We start from the raw sequence: 19,022 nt of genomic DNA, 5'->3' as shown, positions 1-19,022 counted from the left end.
GCACTCATCACGGAGTTGAGCGCAGGTGATCCTCGAGTCGGAGGCGCCAGGCGTCGACCTCTCCGGGGAAGTCGTAGGCCTCGCGCAGGAGGGCCGAGCGGAAGCACAAGCCGATCGCGTAGGAGACGAAGACCTCGGCTTCCCGCACGGGATCGAGATCCCGGCGCACCGAGCCGTCGAGTTGGCCGAGCGCGAGATGCTCGGCCAGTTCGCGCTGGTACCCGGCGATGAGATCTTCGAGCCAGGGTGCGAATTTACCCAGCGGGCCCGGTGTCTCGAAGGAGAGCACGATCATTGCGCGCATCGCCTCCGGTTCGTTACGGATCGAGTACGCCAGATCGTCGAGTTGGCTCAGAACATGGTTGAGCCCGTCTCCGGTGCGTTCGCGCCGTCCGATGGGCAGCAGGTGCTCGCCGAACGAGTCGAACAGCGACTGCAGCAGCGCCTCCTTGGAGCCGTAACGGTCGCGCACCATATTGCGGCTGAAGCCGGCTCGGATGCCGATCTCGGCGGCGGTCGTGCGCTCGTACCCCTTCTCCGCGAAGAGCTCGATCGCCGCCCTGAGCAGGCGCACTGCCGATTCCTCCGTGCGTTCCCGATTCGTTCGCGGCGCAGGACGGGGAGTAGTTGCCATCCCGTAATGCTAACCGCGCCTGTTTAGGAACAGAATTCAGATATATCTGTCTGTGAACAGACATCATCCTGTATTGTGATCCCGTGCACACCGACGGGCGTAGGTCGAAGCCGTCGTCCGGAGCCCGACGACCCGGAGAGGAGATCCACCGCATGACCGGGTTTATGCACCAGATGGCACCGCTGCCGACCGATGCGGTCGCTACACACGCCTCGAAGACACTCGGCTCGCTGGTCTCGATCGTCGCGGGCCCGATGGTGCCGGACGTGCTCGGGCGGATCGCCTGCCGTGGCTCCGCCGGCCCCGCCCTCGACGAGGTTGCCGGAGATACGCACGGCCGCAAGGACATTGGATCGCGCCGCGCCGCCGGTGCACATGGGCCGATGGGAGCGCGAGCATGACCGATACCGAGTGGGACTACATCGTGGTGGGCGCCGGCCACAACGGCCTCAGCGCCGCCTGCACTCTGGGAGAACAGGGCCGCAAGGTGCTGGTGGTGGACCAGTTGCCGTTCATCGGGGGGCTCTCGGCGAGTGTGGCGTGGGTGCCGGAGGCTCCGGATCATCTGCTGAGTGTCGGTGCGATGGACGACATGTTCATGGCGCAGACGCCGCTGGCGCGTGAGCTGAGGCTGGAAAGCCATGGGTACGAGCCGATTCCGCTGGAGGCGCCGTACGGGTGGATCAACGAGGACGGCGACACGCTGCTGTTGTTCCATGACTTCGACCGCACGCTGGGTGAGATTCGCCGCTTCTCCGGCAAGGATGCGAAGACCTATGCCGAGCTGCGGCCGGTACTGGACCTGATCATGGATCTGGTCGACAAGCTGAGCCCGCGGCACCCGTCGGCGCTGGGCAAGGGTGATCTGGCCAAGCTGGCGTTGAAACTCGCGCCCGATCGTAAGACCCGTTCGATCCTGGGCAAGATGCTGACGCTGTCGGTGTTCGAGATGATTTCGGAGACCTTCGACAGCGACGCGATGCGCGGGTTGTGGGCCTATTGGACGTCGATGATCGGCCCGGCCGATCTGGACGGCACCGGGATGTTCCTGATGGCGTATCACGCGTTGCATCGCAAGCTGGGGGTGCTGCGCCCGCGTGGCGGTATGACCGGGTTGATGAATGCGTTTGCCTCGAAGGTCCGCGGTCATGGCGGTGAGATCCGGCTCGAATCGAAGGTCGAGCGGATCCTGGTCGAGGGCGGGCGGGCGGTCGGCGTCCGGTTGGCTGACGGCTCGCGGTTGCGGTCGCGGCACGGGGTGCTGGCCAACTGCGCGCCGCAGGTCGCGCTGGGTCCGTTGCTGGCCGACGGGGTGCTGGATCGTCAGACCTGCAACAAGGTTGCGATGATTCCGGCGAACTCGGTCAACGCCGCCGCTTTCAAGATCGACTTCGCGGTCGGTGGGCGAGTCGGATTCCCCAAGGCGGCGGCCAAGCGTCGCGACCGGTTCGACGTGCGGCGTGCGACGTTGATGACCGGCACCCTCGAGGAGCATATGGCCGCGTTGCGGGCCATGAAACTCGGTCTCGCCGTGGAGAATCCGCCAGTGTATATGGCGGTGCTGTCGGCCAACGATGCGACGATCGCGCCCTCCGGGCAGGACGTGTTGTACCTGCACGCCAACGTGCCGGCCGATCCGGTCGGCGGCTGGTCGGCCAACAAGGATCTGTACACCCAGACGATCATCAAGTCGGCACAGCGGTTCATGGATGGGCTCGATGCCGAGATCGGCCGGGTGGTGCATACGCCGAAGGACTTCGAGGACCGTTTCGGCACGCCGAAGGGCTGTTACTTCCATGTCGATATGACCCCGCTGCGGTTGGGCGCCAATCGCCCGGCCCGCGGGCTGGGCGGCTACGTCACACCGGTTGCCGGGCTGTATCTCGCGGGCGCGGGTTCGCATCCCGGCGGAACGGTCAACGGGTGGTGCGGTCGGCTGGCCGCCTTCGAAGCAGTAAAGCATGAAAACTAGTTCAGGAGAATCGATGTCATCAGCAGGCCACCAGCACGTCGTCGGTGAGCTGCTTCGCCACCGGGCGAGCGCGTATCCGGATCGGCCGTATTGTTACGTCGCCGGTAAGGGCTACACCTTCGCGGAGTTGGATCGCCGGTCCGATGAGGTGGCCGCCGGATTCGCGGCGCATGGCGTGGGCAAGGGCGATCGGGTCGCCCTACTGATGCCCAATCGGATCGAGTTCATCGAGGCCTATTTCGGTCTGGCGAAACTTGGTGCGATCCAGGTCCCGCTCAACGCATTCCTCAAGGGCGATTTCCTGCGCCATCAGCTCGCGGATTCCCGTGCGTCCGTCGTGATCCTGGACAACGCGGGATACGCCGCGGTCGAGCCACTGCTCGAGCATTTGCCCGAACTCCGGCTGCTCGTTCCGCTGGATCCACCGCCATCGGATCGCCCGGCGTCCACCGTTGAGGTGCTCGCGTTCGACGATGTCGTCGCGTCCGGCGGCGGAACGCCGCCGCAGGTGCAGGTATCCCTCGATGACCCGATGTCCATCCTGTACACGTCGGGCACCACCGGCTTTCCCAAGGGCTGCGTCCTGCCGCATGGCTATTACGCCAGGGTCGGCCGGGTCGCGATCCATGGCCTGGAGTTGACCGAGGACGACTCGCTGTTCGCGCCGTTGCCGATGTTCCACCTCAGTGGTGGCATCTTCATGCTGATCAGCGCACTGATCATGGGTATTCCGGTGCACTACGCCCCGCAGTTCAGCGCCAAGACGTTCATGTCCGATGCCGTGGCGGCGGAGGCCACCGTGGTGCTGGGGGTCGGCGCGATGAGTCTTGCTCTGCTCAGCACACCGCCGGGGCCCGCGGATCGGGCGCACCGCATCCGGGCGATGATGGTCGCTCCGCTGGGGCCCGCGGATCAGGAGCGTTTCCGGGAGCGGTTCGGGATCGACCCGTGGACCGAGGTGTATGGCCAGACCGAGTGCATGCCGGTGACGGTGACGCCGATCTCGGCCCCGCGCGACCCGGCGGGCTGCGGTGTTGCGGCTCCCGACCTCGAAGTGGCGCTGCTGCTCGACGATCTCACGGTTGCCCCCGACGGCGAGGTCGGCGAGATCTGCCTGCGTCCCAGGGAGAAGTTCGCCATATTCGACGGATATTGGGACAATTCCGCGGCGACGCTGAAGTCGTTCCAGGGTCTGTGGTATCACACCGGTGACTTCGCCCGCCGTCTGCCGAGTGGCCAGATCGCTTTCGTCGATCGCAAGTCGGATGCGTTGCGCCGCAAGGGTGAGAACGTCTCCAGCCTGGAATTGGAGAACGCCATCCGACGCATTTCCGCGGTGGCGGACGTGGCTGTGCATGGGGTTCCGGCGGAGACGACCGAAGATGAAATCAAGGCGTGCATCGTGCTGAAGCCGGACATGTCGATCACCCCGGTGGAGTTGTTCGAATTCTTCCGGACCGAGCTGCCGTACTTCGCGATCCCCCGTTACATCGAGATCCTGGAAAGCCTGCCGGTCAACGCGATGAACCGGGTGATGAAGCATCAGTTGCGCGCGCGGCCCAACGGCGACGATGTCTGGGACTTCACAAAGCTCGGCCTGGCAGTGGCCGCGGCCGACCGGCGGTAGCCGAAAACTACACGCGTAAAAGGGAATTCCTCACTCGATCGACCCCAGCTTCAACCTGAAAGGCAGCAATGAACGAGCACGGCACCGCAGCGGTGATCGGCGGCGGGATCGCTGGCATGGCCGCCGCATACGAATTGCGCAAGGCCGGTTTCACCGTGACCGTGTTCGAGTCACGTGACCGTGTCGGCGGGCGGATCTGGACCATCCGCAAGGGCGACTTCTTGATGGACCTGGGCACCGCGGTCTATCTCGGCACCTATCGCGACGCGATCGCCATGATCCACGAAGTCGGGTTGACCCACGAATTCGTCGAGACGGCCGCTGTGATGGGGCTACCGCGCGACGGCGTCATGCATCATCTCGATCTGACCAAGCTGGTTCGTGCGGGCCTCACCACGCGGGCGATCTCGCCGATGGGCAAGCTCAAGGCGACTCGGCTGGTCGCGGATGTCGTGCGCAACCGCAAGGGGCTGGGTTACGACACCTACGACGAGCTGGCCAAAATCGACACCGAGACCGTGACCGAGTACGGCCGGCGCGCGCTGAACGCGGAGTTGCTGGAGTACCTGGCACAACCGCTGGTCAGCGGTACGTGGGTTGCCGACGCCAACGAAACCTCGGTGGCGCTACTGCACTGGACGGTGCGGAATATGCTGGTCTCGCACGTCTACAACCTCACCTCCGGTGTGGCCGGGCTGCCGGAGCATGTGTCGACACTCGTCGACACGCGGCTCGAGCACAGGGTCGTCAACGTCACCAACGACAACACCTCGGTATCGGTGACGTATGAGAGCCCGGGCGCGGGTCAGCACACCGAAACCTTCGACGCCTGCGTCATCGCTACCACCGCCGAACCGGCGCTGGAGATGTACCCGCAGATGGACGACAACCACCGCGGCCTGTACGAGACCAATCGCTACCGTCGTCTGGGCAGCATCGTCATCGGTTTCTCCGAACGGCCACGGGATTCGGCGACGTTCTGCCTGATCCCCGGGAAGGACGATCCCGACACGATCTCGATCGTCGCCGACCACAACAAGGCGCCCGGCAGGGCTCCCGAGGGTAAGGGCCTGATCACCGTGCTGCTGGCCCACGAATACCTCGATCGCACCGACCACCTGCCCGATGCGGACATTCTCGACCGCGCGGTCGAGAGCGTGAAGAGATATTACGGTGGGCTTCCGGGCGAAGTCGAAGAACACGCGGTCGTGCGCTGGGCCGAATCGGTGCCCGCGATCGGCAAGGGCAGATTCCGCCGGATCGCCGATTTCCGCCGGCATATCGACCCCACCCCTCGCGTCCAATTCGCCAGCGATATGGACCGAATTCCTGGGCTCAACGGTGCGCTCGTGAGCGGTAAGGAAGCGGCCGCCCGCGTCAGCGCGCAATTTTCCCGGCGAGTGAAAGCGACCGCCTGATGAGAATAGAGGTCGAACCCGGCGTGTCGCTGCACGTGCAGGACGTGGGGAGCGGACCGTGCGTGGTCATGCTCCACGGCTGGGCCCTGGGACATGAGATCTGGGATCGCCAGGTGCGAGCCCTTGTCGAATTGGGCCGCCGCGTGATCGCGATCGATCTGCGCGGGCACGGGCGCTCCGACGCGCCGTTCGGTGACTACTCCGTCGAGCGCCTCGCCGATGACGTCACGACCGTTCTCGAATCGCGCGATGCCCGTGATGTCGCGTTGGTCGGCTGGTCGTTGGGTGGGCTCGTGGCTTTTCGGGTCGCGGCGACACACCCCGAGCTGGTCCGCAAACTTGTCCTCGTCGGCTCGAACGGGGTTGCGAATGCGCGCAAGGCGGGCTTTCCGTTCGGCCTGCCCGCCGAGGAGCAGGAGGACGCGGTGGTCGGTCGCGAGAAGGCGGACCGCATCGCCTCCAGGAGGGCATTGATCATCGGCGCGTTCGCGCAGACACCGGACCAGGTGCTGGCCGACTGGCTGTTGCGGGTTTCGTTGCAGACGCCGTCCTGGGTCGGCGCCGCGGCCCTGAAGACCCTCATGCGCACCGATCAGGTCGACCGGCTGGCCGAGATCGATATGCCGGTGGTGCAAATCCTCGGCAGGAAAGATCCGATTCTTTCCCAGCGGGCCGCGGCATGGCTGCAGGAGCAGCTCCGCGATGGACAGCAGGTATGGCTGGAAGAGTGCGGACATTTCCCCATGCTCGAGGCTCCGGATTCCTTCGACGGCGCACTCGTGGAAGCGACGGCCTGACCAATGGAATTTTCGCGTCGAAAACCACGAGTGTCGCTCAGCGATTCGGACGCGAGCAGATGACGTATTTCGTGGATTCTGAGAAAGGAAAGAACTTATGGTAACCGGTGTTTCCCCAGGGAACGTGACGAATGACCTGCAAGCAGGACTGGAAGCGAAGGTGCAGCGGGTCCTGATCTGGCTGGGCCCGCTGATGCTGGTCCTGTGGCTGGTGGCCTTCGCCCTTTCGGGATTCCTCCCGCCGCATCGCCCGTCGGCCACCTCCGATGAAATCGCGAAGCTCTACAACGACCACCCGACCATGATCAGGTTGATGATGGTCGTCACGATGGCCGCCTCGGCGCTGCTGGTTCCGTGGTGCATCGCGATCGCCGGGCAGATCAAGCGCATCCCCGGCGCCAAGGCGCTGGCCACGACCCAGATGATCTCGTGTTCGCTGCTGTCGCTCGAGTTCATCTATCCGGTCGGCATCTGGATGGCGAACAGCTTCCGCGCCGACGACCGTCCCGCCGACATCACCCGCGCGCTGAACGACCTCGGCTGGATTCTGTTCGTCCTGGTCATCTGGTCGGTCTGGATCCAGATGCTCGCGATCGCGGCCGCGGTCTTCATCGACCGCACCCCGCAGCCGATCCTCCCGCGCTGGGTCGGCTGGCTGAGCCTGTGGGTCTCGTTCATCATCATTCCCGCCGGTCTCGTCCTGTTCTTCAAGACCGGTCCCTTCGCCTGGAACGGCCTGTTCGGATTCTGGATCCCGCTCACTGCCCTGGTGACCTGGATGCTCGGGATGACGTGGACGGTGCACGTGGCCCTGACCAAGCAGATCGCCGAGGGCACCGACCCGAGCTGATCGAGCGGCACCGTCGGCGGTGGCGCAGTGCTGCCGCCGACGAAGGCCATCTCGTGCGGGCACGAGGTGGCCTTCCTCGGTCGCGATGGTCGCGATTGGCGAACAGCCTGAACAAAGGAGTTCTGTTGCCTATTTCCGCTGTGACGGCTCTGGCAGCGACCCGGTCGGCGATCGGCGCCAGTGCTTGGCTGATTCCGACGACGGCCGCGAAGCTGTTCGGGATGGACACTTCGTCCGACGACAGCGCGGACCTGTTCCTACGGCTGGGCGGGACCCGGGACTTCGCGTTGGCCGCCGGGCCGCTCGTCTCCGGCGCCGGCCGACGGCAGATGCTCCGGGTCGCGGCCGCATGCGACGTCGCCGACCTCGTCGCGGTCGCCATCGCGTTACGCCGGGGCCGGATCTCGCGGCTCAGCGCTGTGCTGTTCGGCTCCGGTTCGCTGGTCTGTCTGAGACTGGGGGCCAAAGCGCTGTCGGAGGCCACCGAGTCATGAGTCGCCCGAGGGTCATAGTCGTCGGCGCCGGGGTCGCGGGACTGTCGGCCGCCTTCCGATTGCAGCAGCAGGGATGCGTCGTCACGGTGCTGGAGGCCGACGACCATGTCGGTGGTAAGACGGCGTCGATCCGCCGTGACGGCTTCGTGCTCAACACCGGCGCCACGGTGCTCGCCGACTCCTATACCGCGATGCGGACCCTCGCGCGGGAGGCCGGTGTCGGCGACCGGCTCGTGGCCCCACCGGCGGTGATCGGCGTGGTGCGCGACGACAGGGTGCACGAGCTGCGTGCCGCGGGCCTCGGCGCGATCGTCGACTTCGCGCGGACACCGCTGTTGTCGCCGAGAAGTAAGCTCCGGCTGCTCAGGACGTTTGTCGACCTGCTCCGGTCGCGCGCCAAGGTCGGCTTCGATCGGGTCGAGGTGAGTGCCGTGCTGGACACCGAGTCGGTCGGCACCTACTGCGACCGCAAGCTCGACGCGGAGATCCGTGACCATCTCCTCGGGCCGGTGCTTGGCGGAATCTACGTCGTCGACGGCCCGAGCCTGTCGGTGCTGGCCTTGTGGTTCACGATCTGGAAGGTGCTGCTCGGCGGGCTGCTCGGGTACCGCGGCGGGCTGGACTTCTTCGCGCGTGCGCTCGCGGACCGCCTCGACGTGCAGACCTCGTCCCGCGTCACGGCCGTCACCCGCGACGGGCGTGGCGCGGTGGTCGCGTGGGAGGGCCCCGACGGCCCGCGGAGCGAGCGTGTCGACGGTGTCGTGCTCACGGTTCCGGCGCCGCGGGTCGCGGAGATCTTCCCGGAGCTCGATCCTTCGGTGGGCCGGTTGCTGGGTGACGCCCTGGAGCCGGCGAATTACGTCTCGATCCGGTTCGCCCTGAGCCGCCGGCCGGCCGGCCGGTCGGTGCTGACCGTCGCCGGGACGGGGCAGCTCGGGTCGCTCGCCACGATCAGCTATGAGCACCAGCTCTCGCCCGGATCGGCGCCGGAGGGTAAGGGGCTGATCGGGGTGCTTCTCTACCACGAGTGGGTCACACCGCGCTGGGACTGGACGGACGAGGAGCTCGTCGCGCAGGCCTTGAACGACCTGGAGCGGATCGAGCCCGGCATCGGCGAGCACGTCGAATTCACCCAGGTGGACCGCTGGAGCCCCGCCGCGCTGCGGGCCGTCCCCGGCAGCCACCGAACGATCGCGGAACTCGATCGCCTGCTCGACCCGGCCGACTCGGTGCAGCTCGCCGGCGACTATAGGGGCATGCAGTCGGTCAACGGCAGCATCGTGAGCGGCGAAACCGCCGCACGAAACCTCGGCTGGACGCTGTTCGGAGGCCGTACGTGATCAGCGGTCGATGCACCGGAGGCGTTCGCTGAGCGCACTCAGTGCCCGGACGAGTGCGCTCGATGATCGTCAGCAGGTTGTTGGACGCCGGCGAGGACGTACTTGCACATTTCGCTGATCATTCGTTCCTTGGCGGGGTGGTCGGCGCCGGCCGGGAACAGCAGGTCGTCGAGGATGCCCACCGCCATGACGAGCCCGATGGTGCACACCGCGACCATCTCGAGATCGGCATGGCCGAATCCGCGCGACTCGGCCTCTGTGGCGATGTATTCGGTCAGCCGATGAATGCCCGCGGTGAGTGTGCTCGCTTCGTCGATGGCGAGGTCCTCGAAACGGTTCGCCGCGGCGAGGGCGAAGATGATGTCGCGGTGGGCGAGCACGAAATCGTAGAGCCGGGTGACGAAGCGGGTGACCATCTCCTCGTTGGACAGGCGCACCTCGAGATGCTCCCAGTCGGCGAGGAATTCCTCGATGAAGCCCCGATAGGGCACGCGTACGGCCTCCTCGAACAGCGCCGGCTTGGCGCCGAAGTATCGATAGAGCAGAGCCTCGCTGACCCCGGCGTGCTGGGCGACGTCGCGCATGCTGGCGCCGTGGTAGCCCTTGGCGCCGAAGAGTTTTCGCGCACTGACCAGGATGGCGTTGCGGGCCTCGCCGCGCGCGCGGCCGGTCTGTGTGCTGACACTCATGCACCCAGTCAAGCAGACCGGTCCGGGTCGATCGGGTCGATCGGGTCGCCGGTGCGGGCGCTTCCGGGTTGCGGGAGGTGTCGGCCTCTTGATTTTGAGATGCTGTGACTCATATCATGTAGAGACTGTCTCTACATTTATCGCCGCCGTGCGCAGTCCGCGTTGACCACACCGGACGCACTGCTGCGTCGTTCGGTTAGGAGAGTTCACAATGACTGTGACCGAGGGTGCCGGGCCGCTGGTGGCCCCGAAAGCCGCGGCGGGCGGGCCGCAACGGGCCGTCGAGCCGGCCAAGTCCAAACCCGTGCTGGTGTGGGCGACGCTCGGCGCGCTGCTGGTCGCTTTCGAGGCGTGGATCATCTACCGATGGGTGAGCGGCCCGTTCTTCGTCCGCGTCGAGCCCGGCCCGTCGCAGCCGCCCGGATGGATGAAGGTCGATCTGATGGCCTGGCAGATCATTTCGATCCCGGCGGCCGTGGGATTACTCCTGTGGTTCGTCGTCCGGCCGTGGCTGCGTGAGCGTCGAGTCGGAGTCGACGGGATTCTGGTCGCGTCGTTCTTCACCGTCGGGTTTCAGGATCCGCTGTCGTCCTACGGAGGGCATTGGTTCACCTACAACACGTGGATGTGGAACCGTGGCTCGTGGGTGAACAGCGTTCCCGGTTGGCAGTCGTTCGGCGCGCCCGGGCACATGCTCAGCGAGCCCGTGCTGTTCAGCTCTCCGGCCTACGTTTACATCTTCACGATCGTGATGCTGCTCGGCTGCGCCTTCATGCGGAAGATGCGGGCGTGGTTCCCGCGAATCGGCAACGTCGGTCTGGTGGCGAGTTGCTTCGCGTTCATGTTCGTATTCGACGTCTTCCTCGAGGGCCTGATCTGGATGCCGATGGGGACGTTCAACTACGCGGGCGGTCACTGGGGGATCTTCGCCGACACGTACCACAAGTACCCCCTGCACGAGGGCCTCACCATCGGTGCGACGTTCACCATCGTCGCCTGCGTCAGGTTCTTCGTGAACGATCGCGGGCACAGCATCGTCGAACGTGGCATCGACGAGGTGCGCGGTGGTCAGGGCAAGAAGTTCGTGCTCCGGCTGCTGGCCATGATCATGGCCATGCAAGGCGCGATGTTCGTCACCTACAACATCCCGAACTACTGGGTCGGCACGCATTCGACCGCGTGGCCGCGGGACGTCCAGAAGCGTTCGTACTTCACCAGCGGTATCTGTGGTGAGGGCACCGACCGTGCCTGCCCCGGTCCGTCGGTGCCGTTGACCAAGCCCACCACCGGCTACGTGGACACGAACGGACATTACGTGCCGCCGACCGGTGTGACGGTGCCACCGGTGGTGCCGTTCGAGCGGTAATCACACGCGCACGCGAAGCGACTCGGTGCTCGTTCGCAGCTATTGCGAACGAGCACCGGCGTGTGGGGCGCATGCGAACTTGCCGAGCAATCGTGTTGCCGCCGCGGTGATCTCTTCGGGGGAGTATGTGCCATCGGGGCGGTACCAGCGCGATACCCAGATGCACATCCCGAGCAGTAGCCGGGTCGTGACCATCGCATCCGCGGGCGGGAGAACTCCGGCCTCGATCGCCCTGTTGACGGTCACGACCCACAGCGACTCGTAGCGCCGGGTCCAGTCCTGCCACCGCGCATAGACATCGCTGGGCAGCCCGGCCCCGCCGAAGAACACCGGCATGTAGTTGCGCATCGTAACGGCGGCGGAGATCCCCAGGTGGACGAGGCCGAACATCCGATCGCCGGGATCGGGGGTCTTTTCGATCACAGCGATGGCTGCTTGGTACAGGTCCCGGGTGCTGCGCTCGAACAGGACGCCCAGCAAATGTTCTTTGGTAGGCACGGTCCGGTAGAGGGTCGCGCGGGAAACGGCGAGCTTTTCCGCGACTGCCTCGATGGACACCGCGTCGTAGCCGCCCTCGGCGAACAGCGCGGCGGCGGCGTCGGCGACCGCGGCGGGTTCGATCACTCGCCGCGGTCGGCCGGGCGAGCGCCGCCCGGTCGCCGTCGTGGGCTCGCGTCGTGGCATCCGGCTCCTCAATTATCGCGCCTAACTGTCTCAATAATAATGACACATCTGCGCGAAACCGGACGTCCGTTTATCGCAGGCCGTAGCTACCTGCGATGATCTCGCGCTGGATCTCGTTGGTGCCGGCGTAGATCGTCGCCGGGATGGCCCGGCGCAGGTGGGCTTCCATTCCGTACTCGACGGCGTAGCCGTAGCCGCCCATGAGCTGTACACCCTCCAGTGCGACTCGCTTGGCGGTCTCGGTGACCTTGACCTTGGCCATGGAGGTCAGCCGGATGAGCTCCTGCGGTGTGCCCAGTGAGCGTTCCAGCCGCAGTGCGGTGTCGTAGGTCAGGGCGCGGGCCGACTCGATCTCCAGCGCCAGATCCGCGACCCGGTGCCGCACGGCCTGGAACGACCCGATCGGCTGGCCGAATTGCTTGCGCTCCTTCAGGTATGCCAGCAAGTCGTCGAAGGTCCGCTGCATCATGCCCAGGCCCTGCGCCGCGCAGACGACGCGTTCGCCGTTGAGCCCGGCCATGAGCTGGCGCCAGCCCTCGCCGACCTCGCCGACCACCTGGGCGTCGGGCACGAAGACGTCGGTGAAGAACAGGTTGTTCACCTCGCGTCCGCCCATGGTGTCGATCGGGTGGATGGCCAGGCCCTCGGCGCCGGCGGGCACGTCCAGCATGGTGAGGCCCTGGTGTGGGTTGTCGCCGCGGTCGGTGCGGGTGACCACGGTGATGTTCGCCGCGAACTGGGCGTCCGAGCACCAGGTCTTCTGTCCGTTGATCCGGTAGCCGCCGGGCACGCGGGTCGCCTTGCACGAGATATTGGCCGCATCGGACCCGGCCTGCGGTTCGGAGACGCTGATCGACATCACCGTGCCGGAGGCGATCGCACTCAGCGTGGCCTTCTTCTGCTCCTCGGAGGCGAACCGCTTGTAGATTCCGGCCACTGTGTGCGAGGTGCCCGCACCGTGCACCGGCGCCAGTCCGTACCACAGCTCCTCGAACAGCAGCACCTGCTCGATGATGCCGCCGCCGCTGCCGTCGTATTCCTCGGGAAGCGACACCCCGATGTATCCGGTGGCGGCGAGTTTGGCGTACAGCTCGGGGCTGTGCTGCTCGGTGCCGCCGTGGGTCAGTGCGTCCAACTGCTCACGAGTACCGCATTCCCGTCGGCAGAACTCGCGCACCGCCGCGGCGAACTCGAGCTGTTCCTCGGTGAATCTTGTTGATGTGGCGGCCACGTCGCTTCGCTCCCTCTTTGTGAGTCTAGTCGTCTCAAATATATGGGCGGGTGACGCGACCGTCAATCACGACCGCGGCATGCGCGGCATCAGAGATATGAATCGATCAGCACGGTCAGCGAACCGCGGGTGTCGTCGTCGTCGGACAACGGGCCGGCGATGGCGGCCACGGCGGCGGCCCGCGGGGACAGGCCGGACCGGATCAGCCGTGCGGTGGCGATCAGCGCGCGTGTGGAGGCGACTTCGCGTAATCCCGCGTCGTCGAGCCGCCGGATCGCCTGGCCGATTCGGATGATGGCATCGACCCTCGCGTCGTCCAGGCCAGATTCCTGCCGGATGATCCGCCGCTCGATCTCGACGGGCGGGAAGCCTAGATCGAGTGCGACCATGCGCTGCCGGGTCGACATCTTCAGGTCCTTGAGAATGCTCTGATAACCCGGGTTGTAGGACACGACCAACTGGAATCCCGGGGCCGCGCGCAAGGTGAGTCCGCCGAGTCGTTCCAGGTTGAGCTCACGGCGATGGTCGGCCAGCGAGTGCACGGCGACGATGGCGTCCTGGCGGGCCTCCACGACCTCGTCGAGGTAGCAGATGCCACCCTGCCGCACCGCCTGGGTCAGGGGTCCGTCGACCCATTCGGTGCTGGAATCGCGTAGCACATAGCGGCCCAGCAGATCCGATGCCGTCATGTCCTCGTGACAGCAGACGGTGAACAGCGGCACGCCGAAACTAGCGGCCATGTGCTCGACCAGCTTTGTCTTGCCGCAGCCCGTCGGCCCCTTGAGCATCACCGGAAGTCCCGATTGCCATGCGGCGGTGAAGATCTCGACCTCATCGCCGACGGGAACGTAGGGCCGGGAAGTGTTCGCGCCGAGATCGGTATCCGGCATGGTCATTTCACTTGTCATGGGGTTCGCCTCGGTCTCTCGGGAATTCACACATAGGTGTTCGAGTTCTTTCGCCTGGCCGCGTGCAACGCGCGCAGGTGGGTCCGTTGCTCGGTGCTGGACACCTCGCGTTGCCGGCCGTTGCTCCTTGTCATCGCGAGTGCGTCCAGCAGCAGAGCGCGCAGATGCCGGCGCACGTCGCCGGCCGTGTCGAAGACCCGGAACGGCGCGTCGGACCAGATGTGTTCGAGCACCGCGGGATCGGTCGAGGAGCGGATGCCGAGCCCGACCACGCCGACGCCGCTGCGCATCGCTTCACCGATCGCCTGGTGGGTGTCGTCGCGGGCGTACCTTCCCTCGTAGCCGTCGTCGTAGGGGAGCCCGTCGCCGATGACGATCAAGACCATATTCTTGGCCTGCGCCTGCTGCAGCAGCACTGCGGTGCTGTGCCGGATCGCCGCGCCGAGCCGGGTGAATCCGGACGGCTGCACCGCCGCGAGCCGTCGCCGGGCCGGGGCGTCGAATCGCTGGGGGAACGTCTTGACTCGGAGGAACCTGACGGAATCCTTTCCGCGGGAATAGAACCCGTATGTGGCCACCCGGTCGCCGAGTGATTCCAGGCTCGCGGTCAGGTCGCACGCCAATTGCCGTTCCTGCTCGAAAACCGTGTCCTCGCCCTCGCCTTCGGCGGTCGACCCGGACGCGTCGAGCAGGACGACCACCGACATGTCGCGCCGGGTCGAGCGGGTGTTCTCGTAGATCCTCGGCTCGGGATCGTCACCGAGCCGCCGGCTCGTTTCGTAGTCGACGAGAGCGGACAGATCGAGCGAATCCCCGTCCGGTTGGCGTCGGTGTCGTTCGGATTCGATGCCGACGCGCGCCAGCGGCCGGCGCAGCGACTCGTTACTGCCGAGTGCCGCAGCTGTGGGTGTGTCCGGTTCGCCCGGCTGATATTCGGCCACCAGACACCAGTCGTGGCGGTATTCGCCCTTGGTGCTGTTCCACTCGGGATATCGGATTCCGGCAGCCGGCGTCGCATCGAACACCGCGGACAACAGGCGATCGATCGTGGTGCGCTTGCCGCGCGCGCCGACCGGTGCGATTCGCTCCCCGGCGACCGACAACTCCCCGCCCCCCTCATTCTTTCCGGCCGCCTTGCGTCCCATGCCGAGCAGCCGTTGGAGCATGTCGCCGAAGGGATTGTTCACCCCCGGCGCCGAGAAGAGCTTCAGGATCTTGCTTTCCTCCGAATCCTCCGCATCGTCCTCGGAGAGTTCGGGCTGCTCGTGGATCGGCGTGCGACCGGCAAGATCGTCGTCGGTCGGTTCACCGCCCAGTTCGGCGGCATCGGACCGCAGCAGCCGCAAGACCTTCACGACGCCGGTCCACGCCGGCGGCTCCGGGATCGACTCGCCACTGAGCGCGCGCCGCAGCGATTCGGCGCTGTCGGCGGACACCTTGCGAGTGCGCAACGATGCGATCCGCTCGACGGTCGCCGGTGGCAGTAGCCGGCCGAACTGGACCCCTATCCGCACCGCCTCCAGCGAAAGATAGCGCGCCGCAACGGCTTTGCGATGGCGTGCCAGCCGGGCGACCGTGCTCTTGCGCAGCGAACCACCGGCCAGCAGGGCGGCGTGCAGCGCGACCGCGTCGCGCACGTCCACCGCGTCGGCGGCCGGATCGACGAAGATCGTCCGTCCATCGGTGTAGGTGGTCGCGGCCTCGCCGGCGAGGACCGCGAGCGGACGCGCCGCGATCGCCGAGGCGAGAAAACCGAAGCGCGCCACGTCCCCGGCGACCGCCGGCGGCGCGCTGCCGGGTTCGGCGACCGCGGTGTCCAGCTGATCATCTCCGGATGCGCTCACCCCGGCGCGCCGGTTATGGGTCAGCGCATCCGCAGGCCGTGTGCAGGCATGCTCGGGCGTCGACGCTCCGCTCACGTCCTTGATCGCACTCATCCGACATGCTCCAAATCGACAGGGCCGCTTGCCTTGTGACGGCGCTCCACGAACCGGATCCAGCCGAGCCCACCCAATGGGGCTGGGCGCGGGCGACGCCCCGCCTCCACTGAGATAGTGGAGACAGTCTCTACATATTCCTGTTTTCGGTAATCGCGGTCAACCTCGCATCGACGCGACCGGCGGTGGCCCCTGGTCACGCCATCGAGCGGCGGCCCTCCAGCGCTGCCCCTGCGGACCCGCGGAGGGGGTCGGTCCGGTCGATGATTAATTTCTGAGATGACTCGTCTATGTTACCGGACGCCACTTGGCTACTTGTCTGAATGCAGACATATGTCTGCTCGGCGACAGATATCTCTGTTACAGTCGTCATGTGCTGAGTGAACGACCATTCGCGCTCCCGTCAGCCGGCCGGACGGCATTGCTCACCGTGGAGTCCGCCGTGCACGCGGTGCCCTCCGAGTTGGGTGCGGACGACATGAAGGCATGCATTGTCGGGCAACAGTCGATCCGGCTCCGCGAGCTGTTCGACTACTTGCGGACCGATCTGCCCTGTTCGCCAATCCCCGTCATATCGAGTTCATGGACGCGCTGCCCCGCACCGGGGTCGGCCGCGTGCTGAGACACAAGCTGCGCGCGGCGGCCATCGCCCCCGACACCGGGGACTTCGAGGCGATGCCGCCGAGCGTCACAGAGGAGGAACGTCGCTAAATGGACTTCACACTCACACCCGCCCAGCAAGACCTCCAACAACGCGCCGAAGCAGTGGGCCGCTCACTGGCCGAAGAGGTGCGGCAGTGGGACGAAAGCGATGACGCCCCCTACGCCGAGATCTTCCAACGCCTCGGAGCCGCGGGCCTTTTCGGTGTCTGCATGCCCACCGAGTTCGGCGGGCAGGGCGGCGGCGCGATGGAGTACCTGATCGTCGTCGAGGCGCTGTTCCGCTACAGCCAGTCCTGGCTGCCTCCCGAGCCGGTGTTCTGTACCAGCGGCCCCGGACCGTCCATGTTCCTGCTCGGGGACGACGCGGTGAAAGACAAGTACCTCCACGACATCGTCGCGGGCAAACGGGGCTGCAACATCGCCCTGACCGAACCCGATGCCGGATCGGCGCTGACCCACCTGAGCACCACCGCCGTACGTGACGGCGATTCCTACATCCTCAACGGCTACAAAAGCTTTGTGACGGGATCCAACGTCAACGACCTCAACGCCACCTTCGTGCGCTTCGACGACATACCCGGCGCCAAGGGCATCGGCGCGGTGGTCGTGGAAACCTCCATGCCGGGTGTGGAGATCCGGCGTGGTCCCGTGTACATCGGCGACCGCGGTATCCACCACGGTGACATGGTCCTCACCGACGTGCGGGTCCCCGCCGAGAACGTCATCGTCGGACCGGGGCAGTTCGCCCGGCTGATGACCGCGTTCAACCTGGAGCGACTGCACAACTGCGGGTTCTGGCTGGGCTTCAGCCAGGCCGCCTACGACGAGGCGTCGGCTTACACGCAGCGCCGCGAGGCTTTCGGCAAGCCGATCATCGACTTCCAGTCGGTTTACCACAGCATGGCCGACATGTGGGTGCAGATCGAGGCGCTGCGGCTGCTGGCCTACCGGGCGGCGGCCACGGCGATCGACGGGAGATTCCCCCGCCTGGCCGAGGTGACGCAGGCCAAACTCTTCGGGGCGACCATCGGCCCCCAGATCAGCCTCAAGGCCATGGAACTCCACGGCGGCTACGGGCCGACCACCGACTTCGCGATTCAGCGTATCCACCGCGACTGCGTGACCAACGTCGTCGCCGGCGGTGCACCGGCCGTGCTGCGCAACGGCGTGGCGGCCGGGCTGTTTCCGCACAGAAAGTTCAGCCAGGCATGAATCTGACGGAAGAACAGCGCGATTTCCGCGACGCTATCCGCGACTTCTGCGGACGTGAATGCGGCACCCGGGAGCAGCGCGAGGCATTGCTCGATCCCGACGAAGAAGCCCAGTCGACCACGCTGTATCGCAAGCTGGCTCAGCTCGGCTGGCTCGGCGTGGCGATCCCCGAGGAGTACGGCGGGTCCGGCGGCACCTACGTCGAGCAGACCATCCTGTTCGAAGAGCTGTGGCGCGGGCTGGCGCCGGTCAAGGCCCTGGGCTCGACCACCACTGTGGCCGGCTGCTACAAGCGTTTCGGATCCGAGGACCAGAAGGCCCGCGCGCTGGCGGCCATCGCGGGCGGCGAGGTGATGTCCATCTCGATCTCCGAACCGGGCGCGGGATCCGACGTCGCCGCGATCAGTTGCGCGGCCACGAAGGTCAGCGACGGCTACGTGCTCAACGGACAGAAGACCTGGTGCTCCTTCGCGCATCGGGCGTCGAACATTCTGCTCGTGGCCCGCACCAGCAGAGAAGGCAAGCCGCACAACGGTCTGACGATCTTCGAGGTGCCACGCGAGTCGCCGGGCATCGAGACGCGCCGCATCTCCACGCTGGGCGGGCGCGAGGTCAACGATGTCTTCTTCACCGACTGCTTCGTGCCCGAGGACAGCATCGTCGGCGAGCCGGGGCGGGGATTCCCGCAGATCATGGCGGGCTTGGACGGCGAGCGTTTGCTGGGCGCGGCCGTCGGTCTGGGTATCGGGCAACGCGCCCTCGACGACACCATCGCGTATGTCAAGGAGCGCAAGCAGTTCGGTAAATCGATCGGCACATTCCAGGCGTTGCGGCACCGGATCGCCGATCTGGCCACCGAACTCGAATGCGCCCGGCTGCTGACCTATGAGGTGGCCCGCCGCCTCGAGCAGGGACCCGACCCGGTGACCACCCGCATGACCTCCATGGCGAAAGTCAAGACCTCCGAGCTCGCCAAGCGCATCGCACTGGACGGCATGCAGATGATGGGCGGCTACGGATACGCCACCGAATACGACATGGAAAGCCATGTCCGTCATGCGCTGGTACTGCCGATCTATGCCGGCACCAACGAGATTCAGCGCGAAATCATCAGCGGGTCACTGGGGCTGCGGTAGCTCGGCCCTCCACCCGCCCGGTGTGCGCTCGGAACGGCATCCGCATCGATAACGGAACCGGGCA

The 19,022-nt window shown here is 66.1% G+C and carries 17 protein-coding genes; 11 read left to right on the top strand and 6 right to left on the bottom strand.

Translation table 11 applies throughout. From position 1 onward, the window contains the following. Window positions 1-7: 7 nt before the first annotated feature. Complete coding sequence (locus NM2_RS21275) at window positions 8-574, bottom strand: TetR/AcrR family transcriptional regulator (RefSeq protein ID WP_067671513.1); 567 nt, start codon at window positions 572-574, stop codon at window positions 8-10. 212 nt (window positions 575-786) lie between these two features. Between NM2_RS21275 and NM2_RS21270 the strand changes: the two genes are divergently transcribed. The 8 genes from NM2_RS21270 (at window position 787) to NM2_RS21235 (ending at window position 9,132) form a co-directional block, all read left to right on the top strand. After that, a complete protein-coding gene (locus NM2_RS21270; RefSeq protein WP_157121213.1) occupies window positions 787-1,035 on the top strand; it encodes a hypothetical protein in 249 nt (82 codons plus the stop codon). Further along, a complete protein-coding gene (locus tag NM2_RS21265; RefSeq protein ID WP_067671507.1) occupies window positions 1,032-2,606 on the top strand; it encodes a phytoene desaturase family protein in 1,575 nt (524 codons plus the stop codon). Before NM2_RS21270 ends, NM2_RS21265 begins: the two co-directional genes overlap by 4 nt. 13 nt (window positions 2,607-2,619) lie before the next feature. Then, window positions 2,620-4,233: an AMP-binding protein gene (locus NM2_RS21260; protein ID WP_067671504.1), complete on the top strand. Its 1,614-nt coding sequence runs from the start codon at window positions 2,620-2,622 to the stop codon at window positions 4,231-4,233. Between the two features lie 68 nt (window positions 4,234-4,301). Further along, window positions 4,302-5,651: a protoporphyrinogen/coproporphyrinogen oxidase gene (locus NM2_RS21255; protein ID WP_067671501.1), complete on the top strand. Its 1,350-nt coding sequence runs from the start codon at window positions 4,302-4,304 to the stop codon at window positions 5,649-5,651. Then, a complete protein-coding gene (locus NM2_RS21250) occupies window positions 5,651-6,448 on the top strand; it encodes an alpha/beta fold hydrolase (RefSeq protein WP_067671498.1) in 798 nt (265 codons plus the stop codon). The genes NM2_RS21255 and NM2_RS21250 overlap by 1 nt, the downstream gene beginning before the upstream one ends. Before the next feature lie 124 nt (window positions 6,449-6,572). Beyond that, window positions 6,573-7,298, top strand: a complete 726-nt coding sequence (locus NM2_RS21245; protein ID WP_067671495.1) for a hypothetical protein — start codon at window positions 6,573-6,575, stop codon at window positions 7,296-7,298. Between the two features lie 125 nt (window positions 7,299-7,423). Then, window positions 7,424-7,792: a hypothetical protein gene (locus NM2_RS50935; protein WP_169816212.1), complete on the top strand. Its 369-nt coding sequence runs from the start codon at window positions 7,424-7,426 to the stop codon at window positions 7,790-7,792. Continuing rightward, the gene (locus NM2_RS21235; protein WP_169816211.1) at window positions 7,789-9,132 is read left to right on the top strand and encodes a protoporphyrinogen/coproporphyrinogen oxidase; all 1,344 of its coding nucleotides are present in this window, start codon (window positions 7,789-7,791) and stop codon (window positions 9,130-9,132) included. The genes NM2_RS50935 and NM2_RS21235 overlap by 4 nt, the downstream gene beginning before the upstream one ends. A gap of 38 nt (window positions 9,133-9,170) precedes the next feature. Here NM2_RS21235 and NM2_RS21230 read toward each other — a convergent pair whose 3' ends face one another. After that, window positions 9,171-9,821 (bottom strand): TetR/AcrR family transcriptional regulator, encoded by a 651-nt coding sequence (locus NM2_RS21230; RefSeq protein WP_067671488.1) that lies wholly within the window; start codon window positions 9,819-9,821, stop codon window positions 9,171-9,173. A 211-nt stretch (window positions 9,822-10,032) separates the two neighbouring features. Here NM2_RS21230 and NM2_RS21225 point away from each other — a divergent pair, with 211 nt between their 5' ends. After that, the gene (locus tag NM2_RS21225; RefSeq protein ID WP_084531385.1) at window positions 10,033-11,187 is read left to right on the top strand and encodes a spirocyclase AveC family protein; all 1,155 of its coding nucleotides are present in this window, start codon (window positions 10,033-10,035) and stop codon (window positions 11,185-11,187) included. A gap of 39 nt (window positions 11,188-11,226) precedes the next feature. Here the strand turns inward: NM2_RS21225 and NM2_RS21220 are convergent, their stop codons facing one another. From NM2_RS21220 to NM2_RS21205, 4 genes are all read right to left on the bottom strand, one after another. Next, the gene (locus NM2_RS21220) at window positions 11,227-11,871 is read right to left on the bottom strand and encodes a TetR/AcrR family transcriptional regulator (protein ID WP_067671485.1); all 645 of its coding nucleotides are present in this window, start codon (window positions 11,869-11,871) and stop codon (window positions 11,227-11,229) included. Between the two features lie 70 nt (window positions 11,872-11,941). Further along, window positions 11,942-13,102, bottom strand: coding sequence for an acyl-CoA dehydrogenase family protein (locus tag NM2_RS21215; RefSeq protein ID WP_067671482.1), 1,161 nt, complete (start codon window positions 13,100-13,102; stop codon window positions 11,942-11,944). An 89-nt stretch (window positions 13,103-13,191) separates the two neighbouring features. Continuing rightward, window positions 13,192-14,010 (bottom strand): CbbQ/NirQ/NorQ/GpvN family protein, encoded by an 819-nt coding sequence (locus tag NM2_RS21210; protein ID WP_084531394.1) that lies wholly within the window; start codon window positions 14,008-14,010, stop codon window positions 13,192-13,194. A gap of 26 nt (window positions 14,011-14,036) precedes the next feature. Further along, window positions 14,037-15,947: a nitric oxide reductase activation protein NorD gene (locus NM2_RS21205; RefSeq protein WP_067671479.1), complete on the bottom strand. Its 1,911-nt coding sequence runs from the start codon at window positions 15,945-15,947 to the stop codon at window positions 14,037-14,039. A gap of 711 nt (window positions 15,948-16,658) precedes the next feature. Here NM2_RS21205 and NM2_RS21200 point away from each other — a divergent pair. Together NM2_RS21200 and NM2_RS21195 are read left to right on the top strand one after the other, a co-directional pair. Then, window positions 16,659-17,822, top strand: a complete 1,164-nt coding sequence (locus NM2_RS21200; RefSeq protein WP_067671475.1) for an acyl-CoA dehydrogenase family protein — start codon at window positions 16,659-16,661, stop codon at window positions 17,820-17,822. Beyond that, complete coding sequence (locus NM2_RS21195; RefSeq protein WP_067671472.1) at window positions 17,819-18,958, top strand: acyl-CoA dehydrogenase family protein; 1,140 nt, start codon at window positions 17,819-17,821, stop codon at window positions 18,956-18,958. Before NM2_RS21200 ends, NM2_RS21195 begins: the two co-directional genes overlap by 4 nt. The last annotated feature ends 64 nt before the right edge of the window (window positions 18,959-19,022 follow it).

Source organism: Nocardia miyunensis NBRC 108239 (genome assembly GCF_001613065.1).
GTDB lineage: Bacteria > Actinomycetota > Actinomycetes > Mycobacteriales > Mycobacteriaceae > Nocardia > Nocardia miyunensis.
Note: the sequence above shows the minus strand (reverse complement) of the source record. Positions and strands in the feature narration are given on the sequence as shown.